16 protein-coding genes are annotated in these 18,438 nt (G+C 64.6%); 5 read left to right on the forward strand and 11 right to left on the reverse strand.

From position 1 onward, the window contains the following. Positions 1-22: 22 nt before the first annotated feature. Complete coding sequence (locus ABIB90_RS27205) at positions 23-724, reverse strand: Crp/Fnr family transcriptional regulator (protein WP_354163500.1); 702 nt, start codon at positions 722-724, stop codon at positions 23-25. A gap of 17 nt (positions 725-741) precedes the next feature. Beyond that, the gene (locus ABIB90_RS27210; protein ID WP_354163498.1) at positions 742-981 is read right to left on the reverse strand and encodes a hypothetical protein; all 240 of its coding nucleotides are present in this window, start codon (positions 979-981) and stop codon (positions 742-744) included. 173 nt (positions 982-1,154) lie between these two features. Between ABIB90_RS27210 and ABIB90_RS27215 the strand changes: the two genes are divergently transcribed. Beyond that, the gene (locus ABIB90_RS27215) at positions 1,155-1,892 is read left to right on the forward strand and encodes a Crp/Fnr family transcriptional regulator (RefSeq protein ID WP_007591982.1); all 738 of its coding nucleotides are present in this window, start codon (positions 1,155-1,157) and stop codon (positions 1,890-1,892) included. A gap of 3 nt (positions 1,893-1,895) precedes the next feature. Here the strand turns inward: ABIB90_RS27215 and ABIB90_RS27220 are convergent, their stop codons facing one another. From ABIB90_RS27220 to lptF, 9 genes are all read right to left on the reverse strand, one after another. Then, positions 1,896-2,618 (reverse strand): Crp/Fnr family transcriptional regulator, encoded by a 723-nt coding sequence (locus ABIB90_RS27220; RefSeq protein ID WP_354163495.1) that lies wholly within the window; start codon positions 2,616-2,618, stop codon positions 1,896-1,898. 367 nt (positions 2,619-2,985) lie between these two features. Further along, positions 2,986-3,222 carry a hypothetical protein gene (locus tag ABIB90_RS27225; RefSeq protein ID WP_007609339.1) on the reverse strand — a complete coding sequence of 79 codons (237 nt, stop codon included), beginning with the start codon at positions 3,220-3,222 and terminating at the stop codon, positions 2,986-2,988. A 268-nt stretch (positions 3,223-3,490) separates the two neighbouring features. Beyond that, positions 3,491-4,549, reverse strand: coding sequence for an alcohol dehydrogenase (locus tag ABIB90_RS27230; RefSeq protein ID WP_007591976.1), 1,059 nt, complete (start codon positions 4,547-4,549; stop codon positions 3,491-3,493). Between the two features lie 16 nt (positions 4,550-4,565). Further along, positions 4,566-5,426 (reverse strand): 16S rRNA (adenine(1518)-N(6)/adenine(1519)-N(6))-dimethyltransferase RsmA, encoded by an 861-nt coding sequence (rsmA, locus tag ABIB90_RS27235; protein ID WP_219683185.1) that lies wholly within the window; start codon positions 5,424-5,426, stop codon positions 4,566-4,568. Beyond that, positions 5,423-6,439 (reverse strand): 4-hydroxythreonine-4-phosphate dehydrogenase PdxA, encoded by a 1,017-nt coding sequence (gene pdxA / locus ABIB90_RS27240; RefSeq protein ID WP_354163492.1) that lies wholly within the window; start codon positions 6,437-6,439, stop codon positions 5,423-5,425. The genes rsmA and pdxA overlap by 4 nt, the downstream gene beginning before the upstream one ends. Further along, positions 6,439-7,365 carry a peptidylprolyl isomerase family protein gene (locus ABIB90_RS27245; protein ID WP_354201688.1) on the reverse strand — a complete coding sequence of 309 codons (927 nt, stop codon included), beginning with the start codon at positions 7,363-7,365 and terminating at the stop codon, positions 6,439-6,441. Before ABIB90_RS27245 ends, pdxA begins: the two co-directional genes overlap by 1 nt. Before the next feature lie 69 nt (positions 7,366-7,434). Continuing rightward, on the reverse strand, positions 7,435-9,924 hold the full coding sequence (locus ABIB90_RS27250) for an LPS-assembly protein LptD (RefSeq protein ID WP_007591972.1): 2,490 nt from the start codon (positions 9,922-9,924) through the stop codon (positions 7,435-7,437). Continuing rightward, a complete protein-coding gene (gene lptG / locus ABIB90_RS27255; protein WP_354163487.1) occupies positions 9,924-11,021 on the reverse strand; it encodes an LPS export ABC transporter permease LptG in 1,098 nt (365 codons plus the stop codon). The genes ABIB90_RS27250 and lptG overlap by 1 nt, the downstream gene beginning before the upstream one ends. Further along, entirely contained in the window at positions 11,018-12,187 is a 1,170-nt protein-coding gene (gene lptF, locus ABIB90_RS27260; RefSeq protein ID WP_007591970.1) for an LPS export ABC transporter permease LptF, read from the reverse strand. Before lptF ends, lptG begins: the two co-directional genes overlap by 4 nt. Before the next feature lie 339 nt (positions 12,188-12,526). Here lptF and ABIB90_RS27265 point away from each other — a divergent pair, with 339 nt between their 5' ends. The 4 genes from ABIB90_RS27265 (at position 12,527) to ABIB90_RS27280 (ending at position 18,429) form a co-directional block, all read left to right on the forward strand. Beyond that, a complete protein-coding gene (locus ABIB90_RS27265) occupies positions 12,527-14,026 on the forward strand; it encodes a leucyl aminopeptidase (RefSeq protein ID WP_354163485.1) in 1,500 nt (499 codons plus the stop codon). A 6-nt stretch (positions 14,027-14,032) separates the two neighbouring features. Further along, positions 14,033-14,485, forward strand: a complete 453-nt coding sequence (locus ABIB90_RS27270) for a DNA polymerase III subunit chi (RefSeq protein ID WP_354163483.1) — start codon at positions 14,033-14,035, stop codon at positions 14,483-14,485. A gap of 166 nt (positions 14,486-14,651) precedes the next feature. After that, on the forward strand, positions 14,652-15,146 hold the full coding sequence (locus ABIB90_RS27275; protein WP_198288228.1) for a hypothetical protein: 495 nt from the start codon (positions 14,652-14,654) through the stop codon (positions 15,144-15,146). A gap of 436 nt (positions 15,147-15,582) precedes the next feature. After that, positions 15,583-18,429, forward strand: a complete 2,847-nt coding sequence (locus ABIB90_RS27280; RefSeq protein WP_354163480.1) for a beta strand repeat-containing protein — start codon at positions 15,583-15,585, stop codon at positions 18,427-18,429. Positions 18,430-18,438: the final 9 nt, after the last annotated feature.

Genomic DNA, 18,438 nt, shown 5'->3' on the forward strand with positions numbered 1-18,438 from the left:
GTTGGAACGCCGCCCGTCTCGGTCAGGTCAGATAATCCGGCGTGAAATCGGCGAGCGCGCGGAGCTCGTCGGGTTGCAACAGCTCGATCTCGCTTCCCTCCCAGGCAATCAATCGGCGCCCTCTCAGCTCCTGGATGGTGCGATTGACGTGGACGATCGACAGTCCGCAGGCATCGGCGACATGCCGCTGCGTCATCGGCATTTGGAAGCGGCCGTTCTTGACGAGGCCCACGACCTCCAGCCTTGCGGCGAGTTCGCAGATCAGATGCGCCACCTTTGGCAGCGCCGCCTGTGCGCCGAGTCGCGCGATCCATTGCCGCGAGATCGCCGCATCGATCAGCGTCTCGCGCCAGAACGCGCGCGTCAGGTGAATGGAGCTGTCGAGCAGCTGCTTGAGTTGGCTGTGTGCGACGTAGCCGACGATGGTGGGGCCAAGACCGACGAGGTCCGCATCCATCGGCGAGACCAGCAGCGTGTGCAGGCACGGCATGTCGCCGGGAACGTGGAAGGCGAGGATCTGGCTGCGATCGCCGACGATGCGAGCCTGGTAGAGGAAGCCGCTGACGACGAAAACGCAGCGGGAGACATCTTCACCCTGGCGCAGCACGATCTCGCCGTCGGAGACCTGGCGCAGCGTGGACGGCAGACCCGCGATCTGGCGGCGTTCGTCTTCTGAGAGGCCTTCAATCGCCTGGAGATGCGCGATGAACTTCGGGTGCGGCATGGTGAGGAGGAGGGGTTTCAGTCGTCACGCGGCACGGCCGGTTCGAGCAGGCGTTGGGAGAGTTTTGCGATGGTCCAATCGGACAGGGGGACCGCCTGGAACTCGCGGATGGCGTGCGCAAGCTCCTGATCCGACATCGGCCGCGCCGGCTCCTTCAACCTGCCTTGCAGGAAGGCAGCGCTGATACTGTCCAGGTGCTCGCCCGAATCCGTAGCGAACAGGTGGCGAATGCGTTTCAGGATCGTCGTAGGGCTCATGCGAAGGGCGGGGGCAGTCAGCAATCGAGGGATGGTGGGGCTGCGACCCTGTACCGTCGCAAACCGGTAGCAACCTGTGCTTCCGTCTCGCGTTCTAGTCCGCTGGATACGGGCTAGATGTATCATTTGATCGAACCGGCAGGATTTTTGGCGGGACGCATGGAACGGGACACATGGAAAAAGCCCATGACGTGCTGATCCGGAACCTGGGCGAGCACACCGCGCTCGCACAGGAGGATGTCGCCGAAATTCGCGGGCTGACTTTTGTGCAGCGCGAGTTCGCGCCGAATGAGGATTTCATCCGTCAGGGCGACGAACCCGAGCATTCGGCGCTGGTCGTCTCCGGCATGATCGCCCGCTACCATCTGCTCGACAGCGGCAGGCGGCAATATCTCGCGTTCCATTTGTCTGGAGACCTGCCGGACTCCCAGGGACTGTTCATCGACCAGATGGACCATGGGCTGTGCGCGCTCGGGCCTGCCTCGGTGGCGTTCATCCCGCATCGCGAATTGTTCATTGCCTTTCGGCGACGACCGACCTTCGCACTGTCGGTCTGGCGCGAGACGCTGCTCGATGCCGCTATCTTTCGCGAGGCCATCACCAACAATAGCGCCCGGCCGATGCACGCGCGCATGGCGCACCTGTTCTGCGAGCTGTTCTACCGCGCCCGCGCCGCGCAGCTCGTCCGCGGCAATCGCTGCCGTCTGCCGATCAGCCTGGCGCAGCTCGGCGAGACGCTGGGCATGGCGATCGCGACGGTGAACCGGACGCTCGCCGAGCTCAGGCGGAGCGGGACCATGGACATGCGCGACGGCGAGCTGATCGTCCTGAAATGGCGCGAACTGCAGCGGCTCGGAGGCTTCAGTCCGACCTATCTGCACTTGAAGCGCCAATCGCCGCCGCATGCGTGAGGCCTAAAGCGAACCGTCCGCGGCCGTACGTCCCATCACCTCGTCAAAGTGCTTCTTCACCCAGTCGTTGCAGGAGCAGGCTCTGGCTTTGAGCGCCGGCGCATCCAGGATCAGGATGGCGCCACGGCGTGTCGCGAGGATCTGCCTCGCCTTGAACATCTGGATGACGCGGCTGGCATAGCTGCGGGACACGCCGAGCATGCCGGCAAGCTGCTCATGGGTGAGGGGGATCTCGGGGCCGCCGACGTGCTCCTGCGCGGAGATGATCCACTTGGCGGCGCGCTGCTCGATCGAATGCGCGGCATTGCAGGCCGCGATCTGGAGCAGCTGTGCGAACTGGCAGTCGCCATAGCGCGAGAAGACCTGGTGGAGCGTGGCCGACCTCTGCTGGGCCTGCTCGAGCGCGCGGTGCGGCAACCGCATCAGGGTCCCGCCCAGCTTCACGACGATGCGCGAATAGGCCAGCGAGGCGCTGCGGCCGGCGGCAATGCCCACCGCGCCCTCGCGCCCGACCAGCAGGCTTTCAACCTCGCGATCGTCCTCGACTGGCACGGCGAACGACACGAGCGTGGAGCGGCAGGGAAAATGGACCGCCGCGACCTCGTCGCCGGCGTGATACAGGATGTGGTTCGCCTCGAGTTCGACCGGCTGGAGGTGCGGCGCGAACAGTTCGAAATCCGTGCGGCTGAGCCGCTGGAGAAGATCGTTCTGGGGCCGACCGGTCACATGTCTTGCTCTGGCCGGGAATCGGCGCCGGCCAGAACCCTACGTTTCCGTGACGGAGCCGACGGTTCCAAAGTGCACACAAGGCGTTTTTCAAGCGTTGAAAAGATGGCCTCCGGCTTACGGAATTCCGGAAAATTCTGGCACGGCGCATGGCACGCGAGGCAAATGGCGCAGCCGAACCCAGCGGCCTTCAACTTTACGAGCTCTGTGCAGGAGTGCACACAGCAGGAGCGCGGATCAGCGTAGCGTGCTCGTCGCGGAGCGCCGCAGCCCGTGCGCTCTGCCCGACGGACCGCTGGCCTATATCTCAAACGCCGCCGGGCCGGCGGGCCCGAGGGCGGCCAGGATGTTCATCACCCGACGTTCGTCACCCGAAGCGTGCTTCGCAATCGTGCGCGGGCCGGCTTTTTTCCGCGTGGGCGCGATAGGCATCGATCGCCCTGTTGGCGAGCATCAGTTGCCGGCGTTCACCGGTCCTGAGCTGGGCCTCAATGGCGTCGAGCAGGACGTTCGCCGTCTCGTCCGGAGAGCCGAGCTCTCCGCTCTGCTCCAGGAAGCTCCAGGCGATGAAGAATGCGTTCTCGACGGTGCAGCGAATGGACATGGCTGCCAACGCGGCGCGGCCATTGCCGTTCCGCGGGACAGACGAATGCCGTGAATTGGCGCGCGTGCCCGCGTTACTTCAGCGAGCTGCTGATCGAGGTGAACTTCTTGTTCAGCGTCGCGCCGAGATTGTTGACGAGGGCGAGGACCATAATCTGCAGAGATCAGGTTCCCCAATTTGGAACACCGGCTTGCGTCAATTTCGAGTGAATCGCGATGATTGAAGCCGGCGGCGAGATGACCCCGCCGCCTCGCGCTTCTCGCGCATGCTAATTCTTGAGCACGATGCGGCCGACGACCTTGCCGGCGCGAAGCTCGTCGATCCAGGTCTGCACGTCGCCCATCGGCTCCTCGCGCATCGGCGTCGGCTTGATCTTGCCGGCGCGGGCGAGCGCCATCAGCTCGTGAGCCTCGGTGAGCGTGCCGACCATGAAGCCCTCGATGGTCATGCGCTTGTAGACCCATTGCACCATCGGCAACGTGAACTGGCCGCCCATCAGGCCGGAGACCACGATCTTGCCGCCGCGCGCGGCGACGGCGACCGCGAAAGCCATGGACTTCTCGTTGCCCGCGAAATCGACGATCTCGTCGAAGCCGCCATCGGTTTCCTTGAGGATGCGCTTGATCACGTCGGGCTCGGCCGGATTGTAGGCCGCCGCCGCGCCGTTCTTCAGCGCGGTTTCCCGCGCGGCACCGCTGAGGTCGGCGACCGTGATCGGCTGCTTGAACATGGCCGCCGCGAAGGAAAGGCCCATCATGCCGACACCGCCGAGGCCGATCAGCAGGAGATTGCGCTGGCGCGGTCGGTCGACCAGGCGCTTGAGCGCGCCATAGGCGGTGACGCCGGAGCACATCAGCGTCGCGGCCTGGTTGACGGGCAGGGGATCGTAGTCGAGCAGATATTTCGCGTCAGGCACCAGCACGTGGGTGGCGAAGCCGCCGTCGATGGAGACGCCAAGAAAGCGCTGCCTGGCGCAGAGGTTCTCGTCGCCATTGGCGCAGTCGCGACACTGGCCGCAACCGATCCACGGAAACACCGCCTTCTTGCTACCGACGAGACCGGCGAACACTTCGGGGCCGACTTCGTCGACCACGCCTGCGATCTCGTGGCCGAGCGTGAAGGGCAGCGTCATGCCGCGCGTGGTGTCGAGCTTCTTGCCGCCGCCGAGATCGGCGTAGCCGTCCTGGATGTGCAGATCGGAGTGGCAGAGGCCGCAGCGCTCGATGCGCACCAGCACCTCGCGTCCTTGCGGCTTCGGCGTGTCGACGATGGTCTCGCAGAGCGGCGCATCGAACTTGACGAGGGACTGCCGACGCATCAACGCCATATTTCTTCCTCCGAAATTATCTCTCTGTTTCGCTGCGTATATTGGCCAATTCACGGGCCATGGCAACAAAGCCGGAAATCGGAACGGTCTCGGCGCGCCGCGTCGCATCGACGCCGGCAGCTGCGGCGAGCCGCGCGGGATCGGCGCCGAGCGACTTCAGACTTTGTCGCAGCATCTTGCGGCGCTGGCCGAACGCGGCGGCGGCGACCTGTTCGAGCAGCTTGCGATCGCAGGCGAGAGGGTTTTCGCGCGGGATCAGTCGCACGACGGAAGACGTGACCTTCGGCGGCGGCACGAAGGCGGACGGCGCGATGTCGAACAGGATCTTGGTCTCGCAGCGCCAGTTGGCGAGCACGCCGAGCCGGCCGAAGGCCTCCTCGTCCTCGCGCGCCACGATACGCTCGCCGACCTCGCGCTGGAACATCAGGACCATCATGTCGTACCAGGGCGGCCAGGGCTCGGTGGTGAGCCAGCCGACGAGGAGGTGGGTCGCGATGTTGTAGGGCAGGTTCGCGACGATTTTTGCTCTTTCGCCGGATAGCAGCGGGCGCGGGTCGAAGCTCATGGCGTCGCCATGCACGATATCGAGACGGCCGGGATAGCGCGCTGAAATTTCCTGCAAGGCAGGGATCGCCCGCTCGTCGTGCTCGATGGCGATGACGCGTCTGGCGCCGAGCGCGAGCAAGGCGCGCGTCAACCCGCCCGGGCCGGGGCCGATCTCGATGATGGTGGAATCCTCGAGCGGAGCCGCCGCACGCGCGATGCGCGCGGTGAGATTGAGGTCGAGGAGGAAGTTCTGGCCCAGCGATTTGCGCGCCGACAAGGCGTGCTGGCGAATGACCTCGCGAAGCGGCGGGAGGTCGTCGATCGCGCTCATCGGGTTTTCGCAGCCGCCATCCGGCTCGCGAGCCTCAACGCAGCGATCAGGCTTGCCGGATTGGCCTTGCCGGTGCCGGCGATGTCGAAGGCGGTGCCGTGATCGGGCGAGGTGCGGATGAAGGGCAGGCCGAGCGTGACGTTGACCGCGTCGTCAAAGGCCACCGTCTTGATCGGGATCAGCGCCTGGTCGTGGTACATGCAGACGGCGCAGTCATAGCTGTTTCGCGCGGCTTCGTGGAACATGGTGTCGGCGGGGAGCGGTCCCTTCGCCTCGATCCCGTCGCTGCGCAACGTCTTGATCGCCGGCGCGATCATGGTCTGCTCCTCGTGGCCGAGCGAGCCGTCCTCGCCCGCGTGCGGATTGAGGCCGGAAATCGCGATGCGCGGATTCGCGATGCCGAAGCGGGATTTGAGTTCGGTCGCGACGATGCGCACGGTCGAGACGATCAGCTCGCTGGTGAGCTGGGCCAGTGCATCGCGCAAGGAGACGTGGATGGTCACGGGCACCACGGCGAGCCGGGGCGACCACAGCATCATCACCGGCTGCGGCACGCGACCGTCTTCCGCGGCGAGCTCGGCGAGGAATTCGGTATGTCCGGGATGGCGGAAGCCGGCGCGATAGAGCACGCTCTTGGCGATCGGATTGGTGACGACGGCACCGGCGCGGCCCTCGCGGACATCCGTGACCGCCTGGCGGATCGAGGCGAGGGCGGCGGGCGCGCTCGATGCGTCCGGCTTGCCGGGCTCGGCGCTCGCGGGCTCGCCGGTCGCAACCACGGGCAGCGCCTCGGGGAAGGCGGCCTTGGCCTCGCCCGCGCTTACCGAAGCAATCCTGATATTGGCGCCGAGCGCCTTGGCGCGGCGGGCGATCAGCGCCTCGTCGCCGAGCAGATAAAAGGCAGGCAGGTCCAGTTCGCTGCGCTTGAGCCAGGCTGCGATGGTGATGTCGGGGCCGATGCCGGCAGGCTCTCCCAGCGTCAGGGCGAGGGGCTTGGCGGGCTGCTGGGCCATCAGCGGTTGCGATACTCGATCATCGCCGCCTTGCGGAGCTCCTCGAGATAGGCCTTCTGGGTCTTCTCGTACTTCTCCTGATACATCTTCTCGCGGACCTCGCGCTTCTTCGGCGTGTCGATCATGGTCGGCTTGCGCGAGCACAGCACCACCATCTCGATGCCCGCCTTGGTCGTCTCGGGAGCGGTCAGGTGGCCGATCGGCGTGTCGTCGAGGACCTTGCGCAACGCCTCGGGCAATTCCGCCGTGGTCTTGGTAACGGTGTCGCGGATCGTGGCGTTCGGCGTGGAGCGGAACAATGAATTGGCTTCTTCGCAGCTTCCGACGCGCGAGCGATATTGCTCGGCTTCCTTATGCCGCGTCTCCAGGAACGCCGGCGACGAGCCGCGCGGCACGAGCAGCACGATCGGCTGCATCTTGTATTCGGTCCCCTCGATCTGCAGCTTGTCGCCGGTCTGGGCCTGCACGGCCTGCGCGACGTCCTTCTCGCCGACCAACAACTTCTCCTTGAAGCGGCCGCGCACGAGGCTGGTCCAGACCATCTCGGCCTTCATGCGGTTCTTCAGGGTTTCGGGGCGGACGCCCTTGACCTCGAGCGACTTGGTGAGCTGGTCCGGCGAGATGCGCATGCGCTGCGCCATGCCCTCGTAGGACTGGTTGATGTCGGAGACACCGGGGTCGACCCCGTATTTCTTGCCTTCCTTCATCTTCACCCGGTCGTCGATCAGCTCGTTGATGACCTCCTGACGGGCCGGTGTCTTCTGCGTCGTCAGCTGGTCGAGCTTGGAGCGCTGCTCGACGTCGAAGTCGGTGATGGGATCGCCGTTGACCATCACGACGATGTTCTGCGCGCGCGAGGGCGTGCCAGCCAGGAGCAGGGCGGCGAGGACGAGGAAGAGGCGGAAGACAGGCAATGGGATCGTCATATTTGTCGCTCGCATGTCAGCCGCGGTGAACCTGCGATCGGGAACACGCGGCCGGCACCTTCAAACCGTTCACTGGAGACCGCCGCCGGAACTGCTGGTCGTCGCTGTGTTCGCCAGCGTGCGCAGGCCGATCTGGAACATGATCGCGTGGTTCAGCACGGGCGGCGCCGCGCCTGCGGAATAGCTATACGCAGTTACATAGTTCAAGCCGAGCACAAAGCAATCGTCGACGTAGCCGGCGCCGAGCACATACTGATTGATCTTGTTGGCCTCCAGGTCCCAGCGCGCCGAGCCCGTGACCACCCAGTTGGCCGCGACCTTGATCGAGCCCGACGTCAGGATGCCCTCGCGGCGGGTCAGATAGCCGAGTTCCGGCTGGGCCGCGTAATTGCCGTACAGCATGCTGACGGACCAGCGGTTGAAGTTGGCGCGGCCTTCCGCCTCGAAGCGCTGGATGTTCCAGGTCTGCTCGTCCATGCGCGAGCGAACGCTGAACGTATAGGTGCTGTTGGGCGAATAGGCGGCGCTCGCCACATAGTCGGAGCGCGGCCTCTGCAGACCGGAATCCACGCCAGTATTGATGGAGTCCTGGACCGCGAAGGAGTTCATGCCGAACAGCTGGTAGGACTGGCCGAACAGCGTCTTGATGGCGCCGCCCCTGTCGAATTGCGTGGTGGACTGCACGCCGACATTGGCGCGGCCGCCGCCCTCGACACGGTCGTAACCGGAGAACTTGTCGACGCTGAACAGATTCGAGGCGTCGAACACCATGCTCTGCGCGTCCTCGTTGGGGAGCTTGCCGGCATAGGTCTCGTTCGGCCGGATGATGATCTGCGCGATCGGCTCGATGGTGGTCGAGCCCCAAGGCTGAACGTTGATGAAGGGGTAGCGGTATTCGAGGCCCACGGTCGGCATCAGGCGGAACGCCTGGGTGTCGCCGACAGGAAGATAGTTCGACACGCCCGGCTGGTTGGAGACCGAGGAGTTGATCGCGTCGGCGCGGAGAATGGCGAACGGAGTCCAGATTTCACCGAACGGATCGGTGAAGGACTTGCGCCACTGCGCTTCGGCCGTCAGGCGGGTGTAGGTGCCGGGGAAGCCGCGCAGCAGGCACTGCGACGGCGTGCGCGCGAGCGGATCGGCCGACACCGTCGTGCACAGGCCATTGGTGTTGGCGAGCGTCGTAATCGGATCGAACACCGCGGTGTCACGCGACAGGTTCACGAAATTGGTCTTGTAGCTGAACTCGCCGCCGAAGACCGGATAGTTCAGCACGTTCGAGTAGTCGATCACGGGGTAGACGACCGGCACCTGGCTCTGGTTGCCCGAGTAACTCAGCCAGTACATCGTGCGCGCGTCGAAGAAGCTGCGATTGCCGACACCGGTCAGGTAAAGCTGCGAGAGTGCATCCGTCGGCAGATACAGGAACGAGCCCAGCGGATCGCGATATTGCGACAACCGATAGTCCGAGAAGAAATAGTAGTCGGACATCAGGACACCGTCCCAACCCCAGACCCATTTGTCGTTCAGCGCGAACTGACCCTTGGTGTCGACGGCGCCGCGGAACTGCTTGTCGCCGGGCTGGCCGGCGAGCGCGTTCCGATCGAGCTGGTCGATGCCGTAGACGCGGATCTGATAGGCGCCGTCCATCAGGCGCTGGCGGAATTCGGCCTGGAACAGCACGCCCTGCTTGGACGTGATGCGCGGGCTGAAGGTCGCGTCCATGTCGGGTGCGATCGCCCAGTAGAACGGAACCTCGACGCCGTAGCCGAACGGCGTATTCGACGTGAAGCCCGGCATCAGGAAGCCGGTCTTGCGCTTCACGGTCGGGTCGGGCGTCGAGAAATAGGGCATATAGGCGATCGGCACGCCGAAGAATTCGAGCTGCGCCGTCTCGAAATACAGCATCTTCTCCTGCTGGTCGTGGATGATGCGCGCACCCTTGACCTGCCATAGCGGCGGCTTCTTCGGGTCGTCCTTGCACGGCGCGCAGGCCGTGTAGACGCCGTTCTCGAACACTGTGTAGTTGCCGCTGGAACGATCGGAGCGGCTCGCCGCCATGCGGGTCTGGTCGGCCGTGTCAACGCGCAGCGAATCGACGAAGCCGTCACGGTAGTCGTCGGAAAGGTCCAGGATCTCGGCATAGGTGATCTTGCCGTCGGCATCCGTCATCCGGATGTTGCCTTCGGCATGGAGCCGCTTGGTCTTCTGGTCGTAGATGACCTTGTCGGCCTCGACGCTGGTGCCGTTGTAGAACAGCTGGACGTTACCGACCGCGGAGACGCGCGAATTGTTGTAGTCGTAGTCGACCTCGGTCGCCTGAACCAGCATCTGGTTGTCGTTGACGGCCTTCGGCGGCTTCGCACGCGGCGGCAGCGGATTGTAGGTGAAGCTCTGGGCGGAGGCCGGCGCCACGGCGGCAACGTCCATCAGGCCACCGAGCGATGCCACGGCGGCGACAGCAAGCAGGAACCTGCGAATGGACAAGCCACACCCGTTCGCGCGCACCAATGTGCGCCGCGTCAAACGAGACACGGGTCCTCGGTGGACGGCCGTCACTATCCGTCCTCCTGATACAGCAAGGCCAAAAAGCCGGTGAGGCCGCCCACCACCACGGGCAACCACGCCGCAGCGATCGGATGCATCAACTCAGCCTTGCTCAAATCTTCAGTCACTTTCGACAGAACGTAGAGCAGAAAGCCTGCGCCCACGCCACTCAAAACCATCTTCTGCACGCCGCCCATCCGGAAGAAGCGCAACGACACGGAAGCCGCGAGCATCACCATGGCCGCAAGCAAAAACGGCTGTGCCAGAAGCTTCTGATACTGGAGTCGGTATCCGGCTGTCGCGAAGCCCGAGCTTTCGGAAGAGCGGATGTAGCTCGGTAGTTGCCAAAAGGACACAGTCTCGGGTGTGGAAAAGCTGTTGCGGACCTGCGCCTCGGTCAGCGTCGTCGGAATCTCCAGGCTGGCCTGATCGACCGGGGGCGAATCCAGCGAGAAGCGGCGGACGTCCTTGAACAGCCAACGGCCGGCCTCGAGTGTCGCCTCTCGCGCCTCGATGCGCTCCTTGAAGTGCTGCTCTGTGTCAAACCGGAACAGCGTGAGTCCCGTGAGCCGGATACCCTGCTGCTCGCTGCGCGCCGCGTTGATGATGGTCTGGCCGTCATTGGTGACCTGATTGAGCCAGAAGCCGGAGGCGTCCTGAATGCCGCCGCCGGGCGCCGAGCCGAACAGTTCGGCTTCCATGCGCTTGGAGAGCTCGCGCAGATTGGCCGACATCGGATTGTAGGCGACGGTGGCGATCACTCCGATCAGGAGCGCGCTGCCGAGTGCCGGCGAGATGAATTGCCATGCGGAGACGCCGGCGGCGCGCGCGACCACGAGTTCGAGCCGGCGGGAGAGGGCGAGATAGCAGGTCATGGCGCCGATCAGCATGCAGAACGGCGTCAGCTTCTCCAGCAGCTGCGGCACGCGGAACAGCGAGGTCTCGGCCACCATGACCGCGGAGGCGGATGCGAGGCCCGAAGTCTTGCGCACCATCTCGATGTAATCGACCAGCACCAGCAACAGAAAAATGCTGGCGAACACGCCGAGCGCCGCGACCACGAAACGGCCGGCGAAATAGCGCCCGAGTGTGTTGGTGAGCATGCTCATGCGGTGGCCGGCCGTCTGAACAGCCGCGCGATGCGTGCGTTCGACCTGTTGATGGCCTCCATGAGGCGCGGCGGCGGTTCGACCACAAGGCCGCCGATGATGATCGCCATCCCGATGCCGATGGCACCAATGACCATCGCATATTGGACCAGCACCGCGCCGGGCGATTTCACCGCCATCACCGAGCAGGCAAAGCCGGCCATGCGCAAGCCGAACACGGCGAAGATCGATGAGCCCATCGAGAAATTGCGGCTCTGGCGCGTGGTGCGAGGCGCACCCAGAAACGCGAAGGTCAGCACGGCAAAGGCGAAGGGATAGATCGGCGCCAGCAGGCTGTCATGCAATGCCGAGCGGAACTGGCCGGGAATCTGCTTGTAGACGGGATCGTCCTCGGACGGCGAGAGCAGCTCCCAGAGATAACGCTCGCGGATGCCGAGGGTGACGTCGCGGCCCTGGCCCGAGAACTTGGACATGTCGAAGCCGTAGCGGCCGAACGCCACCAGCGCGGGATCGCGCTTGCCGGCCTCGAAGCGCTGGAGATTGCCGGTCTCCAGCACCAGGAACGATCCGTTCTCGTTCTTCATGACTTCGCCGTGCTCGGCGACGATCGAGACCCGCTCGTTCGGATCGCGGCGGTCGTCGATGAAGATGCCGGCGAGGATGCCGCCGGGCTGGCGTTCGCGAATCCTGATCGTCAGGTTCTTGTCGAGCTGGGCGAAGCGGCCGGGCTGCAGGATGTTGGTAAGCACGTCGGCGGTGATCTCGGCGTCCCACTGCTTGATCCGCCGCATGCCGTCGGGAGCGAGATAGGCCGCGATGAAGGCGACCAGCAGCGCCACCACGCAGGTGGCGTAGAAGAACGGATAGAACAGCCGGAACGGCGAGAAGCCGGCGGCATTCATCACGATGATCTCGGAATCGGTCGCAAGCTTGTTCAGCGTATGCGAGATCGCGATCATCAGCGCGATCGGCGAAATGATCAGGACCAGCGCGGGCACGACGAGGCTGGTGATGCCGAGGAAGGTCAGGATGGTCTGACCCTGGCTCGTCATCAAGTCGATGCCGCGCAACGCCTGCGTAATCCAGATCACGCCCGTGAGGCTGACCAGGACCAGCGCAAACGACGCGAGCGTCGTGCGGAAGATATACCTATCGATTGACCCCATGCGCTACCGCACGAATCCCACCAAGTCCCCAATGCCGGCCGGAATTCCGGCTGTCCAACCAATCCCCGCAAGGGGATCCCCAAGGTCGGCCAACCATCTCATCCGCCGGCTTACTCTCTCAGTACCATCCCTTTGATCCGTCAACAAAATGGCTGCCCCGTGGCACCCTCAATATATGGTTAATATTTCCCTCGTTGTGGCCCCTCGGCCACGGGGGGTGCTTGGCATCGACCGGGCCGGTGGCCCATAGTGCATTACGCCCAGTGAATCGCCGTTCAGCTCCGGCCCGTGGCCGGGACGCCGATCGGTAAAAAGCCCTGTGTTTTTGAGGAGTTACTCATGTCCGATGCCATCAAGGTCGGCTTCGTTCCATTGTCTGCCGCCGTCCGTGGCATCATGGTCGTGTTCTGCGACGACAGCCTGAAGCTCGGGCCGGCGACCGCCAAGGCGCTTGGTGGGGCCACCGAACTCGTGAAGCGGGCGGCGACCGCCGCCGCCTTCAAGGGCAAAAGCGGCGCTGCGCTCGACATCCTAGCGCCGGAGGGCGTGAAGGCCACCCGCCTGATCGTGATCGGCGCCGGCAAGGCGGCCGGCCTGAAGGCCAACGACTTCCTCAAATTCGGCGGCGTGGCGGCGAGCAAGCTTCCGGCCGGAGCGGCGGCCATGACCATCATGGCGGAACTTCCCAATGGCGCCATGACCAGCGAGCAGGCGGTCGCGATCGCCTCGGGCCTGCGGCTGCGCACCTATAAGTTCGACCGCTACAAGACCAAGAAGAAGGACGGCGAGGAGGGCGGCACGCGCGCCGACGTCTCGTTTGCTGTCGGCGATGTCGTCGCCGCGAAGAAGGCGTTTGCATCGGCCGGTGCGATCGTGGACGGCGTGATCATTGCGCGCGACCTCGTCAACGAGCCGCCGAACGTGCTTTTTCCCGAGGAGTTCGCGCGCCGCGCGGGCCTGCTCCGCAAGCTCGGCGTCAAGATCGAGGTGCTCGACGTCAAGGCGATGGACAAGCTCGGCATGGGCGCGCTGCTCGGCGTCGGCCAGGGCTCGGCGCGGCCGAGCCGCACCGTGATCATGCGTTGGGACGGCGGCAAGAAAGGTGAGGCGCCGGTTGCCTTCGTCGGCAAGGGCGTCTGCTTCGACACCGGCGGCATTTCGATCAAGCCGGCCGGCAGCATGGAGGACATGAAGGGCGACATGGGAGGCGCGGCCTGTGTCGTCGGCCTGATGCATGCGCTCGCCGCACGCAAGGCCAAGGTCAACGTCGTCGGCGCCATCGGCCTCGTCGAGAACATGCCGGACGGCAACGCGCAGCGCCCGGGCGACATCGTCACCTCGATGTCGGGACAGACCATCGAGATCATCAACACCGACGCGGAAGGCCGCCTGGTGCTCGCCGATGTGCTCTGGTACGTCGCCAAGAAAACCAAGCCGAAATTCATGGTGGATCTGGCGACGTTGACCGGCGCCATCGTGGTCGCGCTCGGCACCGAGCATGCCGGCATGTTCTCCAACAACGACGAGCTTGCCGAGCGGCTGCTGGCGGCCGGCATCGAGAGCGGCGAGAAGGTCTGGCGCCTGCCGCTTGGCCCTGAATACGACAAGCTGATCGATTCCCAGTTCGCCGACATGAAGAACACCGGCGGCCGCCATGGCGGCTCGATCACCGCGGCGCAGTTCCTCCAGCGCTTCGTGGACGGCACGCCCTGGGCGCATCTCGATATCGCCGGGACCGCCATGGGCGCGCCGAAGACCGACATCAACCACAGCTGGGGAAGTGGCTATGGCGTTCGCTTGCTCGACCGTCTGGTCGCCGACCATTACGAACGCAAATGACCCGAGATGACTGAAGTCCTTTTCTACCATCTGCAAAACATGACGGTGGAGAACGTGTTGCCGCCGCTTCTCGAGAAATCGCTCGAGCGCGGCTGGCGCGTCGTGGTGCAGTCGACTTCGCCGGAGCGCGCCGATGCGCTCGACGCCCATTTGTGGACCTATCGCGACGATTCCTTCCTGCCGCACGCGACCTGGCGGGTGAGCGACGCCGCCGATCAGCCGATCGTGCTGGCGGTCGAGGAGGACAATCCGAACGGTGCCAATGTCCGCTTCCTCGTCGACAACGCCGCGCTGCCGCAGGACGCGCAGGGCTATGAGCGCATGGTGCTGCTGTTCGACGGTGACGATCCGGACGCGCTTGCGTTCGCCCGCAGCGCCTGGACGGATTGCAAGGCGCGGGGATTTGATGTCACCTATTGGCAGGCCGACGAGCGGGGCCGATGGCAGAAGCGGAATTAGCGGTCGCTCGCAATTAATGATAATTTGCACTTTTCGGGGGATGATGGCTTTTGTCACCTTCGTGCCGCAAAGTGGTGTTGGTACAATTGCTTAGGGCCGATCCTTCACTCGGGGAAATTAGTTTATCGTGCGACATCAAAAGCTTCCCAGCTCGCTCATAGTTGCGTTGGCGGCCATAGCCCCGCTGGTCGCGGGCTGTTCGGGCGGGACCGATCTGTTGTCCAGGGATGCCCAGTGGTTCAACACGCCCAGCCGCCTGTTCATCAAAAGCATCTCGATCGAGTCGCCGCCGCTAACCCCCGACAAGCCGGTTGGGGCCGAGGATCTGGTCAGCGCCGACGGGGCTTGTGCCGGCATGGCGCCGCCGCCCGGGCCGGCTGATGCGAATGCGTCGACGACCGCGCCGGCTCCCATGGGCGGCACCGTCGCGCTCGGCCACACCGAGTGCGATGTGGTGCGCGGCATCGGCGCGCCCTCGAGCGTCAACCTCTCCGGTGATGCCGCCGGCAGGCGCGTTGCGGTCGTGACCTGGACGACCGGTCCGCGCGCCGGCATCTACACCTTCACGGCCGGCCGCCTGTCCTCGATCGAGGGCACGCCGGAGGCGCCGGTCATGCCGAAGGCGACCAAGCCGAAGCCGAAGAAGAAGTCGGCGGCGTAACGGGTTTGGCCTTTTGCCCTGATGCTGGTTGCAGCTGTCGCTGCGATCGGCCGCGCATGCTTGCCCCTATCGTCAAGCGATTTTGCATCCATTGATTGCGATGGCGGGCGTGAACCGTGATCTCTGCGTTCGCGCTCGCTGGCGATCTTGTTCGCGAGTTTCGACGTCGCGGATGCCGACCTTCGCCCAAAGCGCCTTCATTGCCTCGAGCCGCGTTTTTCCGCGCGCGTTGAAAATCACGGGGGCGTTACGCGTGATCCGTGATCACGCGATTCGTGATGAGAGAGCCTTCGCATTCGTTTTCGAAAACTGCCCCGAAGCAAAACTGGAGGAAATCTCCAGAATAATCACGCGCGTCTCAAGCAACGGTTCAAGAATGTCATGTGCGCGGCTGCTACGCATCGAAGGGAGGGGCTAGGTCGGAAGGATCATTTGGATGTCCATTACCTCTGTGTTTTCCCCGGTTACGGGGCAGCTCACCATTTTCGGCGACAGCGCGAATAACGGCCTCGTGATAAGTCGCGACAAGTCCGGCCGCATCCTGGTCAATAACGGGCACGTGAAAACGGTTGGTGGCGAACCCACCGTCGACAACACCACTGCGATCGACATCTTCGGTCAAGGCGGTGACGACACGATCACCGTCGACGAATGCCACGGCCCGATGCCCGCGGTGCACATCTTCGGCGGCGACGGCAATGACAGGATCACGGGCGGCTCGGGAGCCGACCTCCTGTTTGGTCAGGCCGGCAACGATTTGATCAAGGGAGGCGGCGGCAACGATTTGCTGTTCGGCGGAGCGGGTAACGACGTCCTGGACGGCGGCAGCGGCGACAACCAGCTGTTCGGCGAGGCCGGCGACGATGTCATGATCTGGAATCCGGGCGGCGGCACCAACCTGTTCGAGGGTGGTGAGGGCAACGATACGGCTCAGGTCAACGGAAACGACGCCGCCGAGACGTTCACGATCACGGCGAACGGCACCCGCGTGCGGCTCGACGGGACGGGCGCGGTGCCGTTCTCGCTCGACATCGGCACGACGGAAAATCTCGTCCTGCACGGTGGGGGCGGCGACGATGTCATCACCGCGGGCAACGGGCTCGGCAGCCTGATCTCGCTGACGCTCGATGGCGGCGCCGGCAACGACAGGATTACCGGCGGCGATGGCAACGACCTCATCATCGGCGGCAGCGGGGACGACATCGTCAATGGCGGACGCGGCAACGACGTCGCCCAGCTCGGGAGTGGCGACGACACTTTCATCTGGAATCCCGGTGACGGCAGCGACACGGTCGAAGGCGGATCGGGCAGCGACAAGCTGCTTTTCAATGGCGCCAACATCAACGAGACCATCGACATCTCGGCCAATGGCGGCCGGGTGCGCTTCACCCGCGATGTTGCCAACATCACGATGGATCTCAACAGCGTCGAGCAGATCGAATTCGATGCGCGTGGCGGCGCCGACAACATCACTGTCGGCGATCTCACCGGGACCGGCGTCAAGCAGGTGCTGGTCGATCTCGGAGCCGTTCCGGGAGGGACGCAAGGCGACGGCGCAGCTGACACGGTGACCGTCAACGGCAGCAACGGCAATCAGCACATCGAGGTCACAGCCACGGGCACAACGGTCACGGTCACGGGGCTGCCGGAGCTCGTGACGATCGCAAATGCAGAGGCCGGCAACGACCGGCTGGTCGTTCAGGCGCTCGGCGGCAACGACGTCATCGATGCATCCACGCTCGGCGCGGCGATCGGGCTGACCATCGACGGCGGCGCGGGCAACGACACCATCACCGGCAGCCAGGGAGCCGACACCCTGATCGGCGGCGATGGCAACGACAAGGTCATCGGCGGCCGCGGCAATGACGTCGCGCTTCTTGGCGCAGGCGACGACATCTTCACGTGGAATCCCGGTGAAGGCAGCGACATTGTCGAAGGCGGCGCGGGAACCGATACGCTGGTGTTCAACGGCGCCAACGTGGCCGAGAACATGTCGGTCTCGGCGAACGGAAGCCGTGCGCTTCTCACCCGTGACGTCGGTGCTATCGTCATGGACCTCGCTGGCGTCGAGCACGTGCAGATCGCGGCAGCAGGCGGCGCCGACAACATCACCGTCAACGATCTGACCGGGACAGGAATCACGCAGGTTGCCATCGACCTCAGCGCCGGCCCCGGCAGCCAGAGCGGCGATGGCGCGGCGGACCGCGTGACCGTGAACGGCACGAATGGTGACGACAACATATCGGTCGTGACCGCCGGCGGATCGATCGTGGTCAACGGCCTCGCTGCGCAGGTGTCGATTGCGCATGCGGACGCCGGTGATGTGCTCGGCATCAACGGCGGACAAGGCAATGACGTCATCAATGCGTCTTCCATCAAGGCCGGACAGTCGTTCAGCCTCAACATCAATGGCGGCGACGGCAACGACACCATCACAGGCAGTGCCGGCAATGACATCGTGAACGGCGGACGCGGCAATGATTTCGCCAATCTGGACGCGGGCGACGACACATTCGTCTGGAATCCCGGCGACGGCAGCGACACCGTCGAAGGCGGCAAGGGCACCGACACGCTGGCATTCAACGGCGCCAATATCAGCGAGAACATCAACATTTCGGCCAATGGCGGCCGGGTGCTGTTCACGCGAGATGTCGCCGCCATTGCGATGGACCTGAACGGGGTCGAACATGTCGACTTCAATGCCCTCGGCGGTGCCGACAACATTACCGTCGGCGACCTCTCCGGCACCGGCGTGAGCCAGGTCGATCTCGATCTCGGCGCCAATGACGGCGCCGCGGATACCGTGACCATCAACGCAACCGGCGGCAACGACGTCATCACGGTGACCGAGCACGACGGCATCATCACGGTGTCGGGGCTTGGCCAGGACATCAACATCACCGATGCCGGCGCGGGTGACAGGATCGTCATCAACGGCCTCGATGGCGATGACGTCATCACGGCTTCCGGCTTGCACGGCGGCATCCAGCTCGTTGCCAATGGCGGCAACGGCGACGACGTGCTGATCGGCAGTTCCGGCAACGACACGCTGGCAGGTGGTGCCGGTGATGACGTGCTGATCGGCGGCGGCGGCCTCGACATCCTGGACGGCGGCACCGGCAACAACGTCGTCATCCAGGGCGGAGCGTTTGCGGCCGCGATGCTGCTCAACCAGGCCATGGCGGCCAGCTTCGTCCCGGCAGGTGAGGGGAACGGCGAGATGCCGCTGCCCGATCCGCACGCGACGCAGAGCCAGGTGCTCGCACCGCCCCAGCACGCCTGAAGCCGGCGG

The sequence above is a fragment of the Bradyrhizobium sp. JR4.1 genome, from assembly GCF_040548605.1.
Classification (GTDB): Bacteria; Pseudomonadota; Alphaproteobacteria; order Rhizobiales; family Xanthobacteraceae; genus Bradyrhizobium; species Bradyrhizobium canariense.

Bases quoted from the DNA above. Each gene is read 5' to 3' on its own strand.
- ABIB90_RS27205 (WP_354163500.1), bottom strand. From the start codon at position 724: ATGCCGCACCCGAAGTTCATCGCGCATCTCCAGGCGATTGAAGGCCTC.
- ABIB90_RS27210 (WP_354163498.1), bottom strand. From the start codon at position 981: ATGAGCCCTACGACGATCCTGAAACGCATTCGCCACCTGTTCGCTACG.
- ABIB90_RS27215 (WP_007591982.1), top strand. From the start codon at position 1,155: ATGGAAAAAGCCCATGACGTGCTGATCCGGAACCTGGGCGAGCACACC.
- ABIB90_RS27225 (WP_007609339.1), bottom strand. From the start codon at position 3,222: ATGTCCATTCGCTGCACCGTCGAGAACGCATTCTTCATCGCCTGGAGC.
- ABIB90_RS27230 (WP_007591976.1), bottom strand. From the start codon at position 4,549: ATGGCGTTGATGCGTCGGCAGTCCCTCGTCAAGTTCGATGCGCCGCTC.
- rsmA (WP_219683185.1), bottom strand. From the start codon at position 5,426: ATGAGCGCGATCGACGACCTCCCGCCGCTTCGCGAGGTCATTCGCCAG.
- pdxA (WP_354163492.1), bottom strand. From the start codon at position 6,439: ATGGCCCAGCAGCCCGCCAAGCCCCTCGCCCTGACGCTGGGAGAGCCT.
- ABIB90_RS27245 (WP_354201688.1), bottom strand. From the start codon at position 7,365: ATGACGATCCCATTGCCTGTCTTCCGCCTCTTCCTCGTCCTCGCCGCC.
- lptG (WP_354163487.1), bottom strand. From the start codon at position 11,021: ATGAGCATGCTCACCAACACACTCGGGCGCTATTTCGCCGGCCGTTTC.
- lptF (WP_007591970.1), bottom strand. From the start codon at position 12,187: ATGGGGTCAATCGATAGGTATATCTTCCGCACGACGCTCGCGTCGTTT.
- ABIB90_RS27265 (WP_354163485.1), top strand. From the start codon at position 12,527: ATGTCCGATGCCATCAAGGTCGGCTTCGTTCCATTGTCTGCCGCCGTC.
- ABIB90_RS27270 (WP_354163483.1), top strand. From the start codon at position 14,033: ATGACTGAAGTCCTTTTCTACCATCTGCAAAACATGACGGTGGAGAAC.
- ABIB90_RS27280 (WP_354163480.1), top strand. From the start codon at position 15,583: ATGTCCATTACCTCTGTGTTTTCCCCGGTTACGGGGCAGCTCACCATT.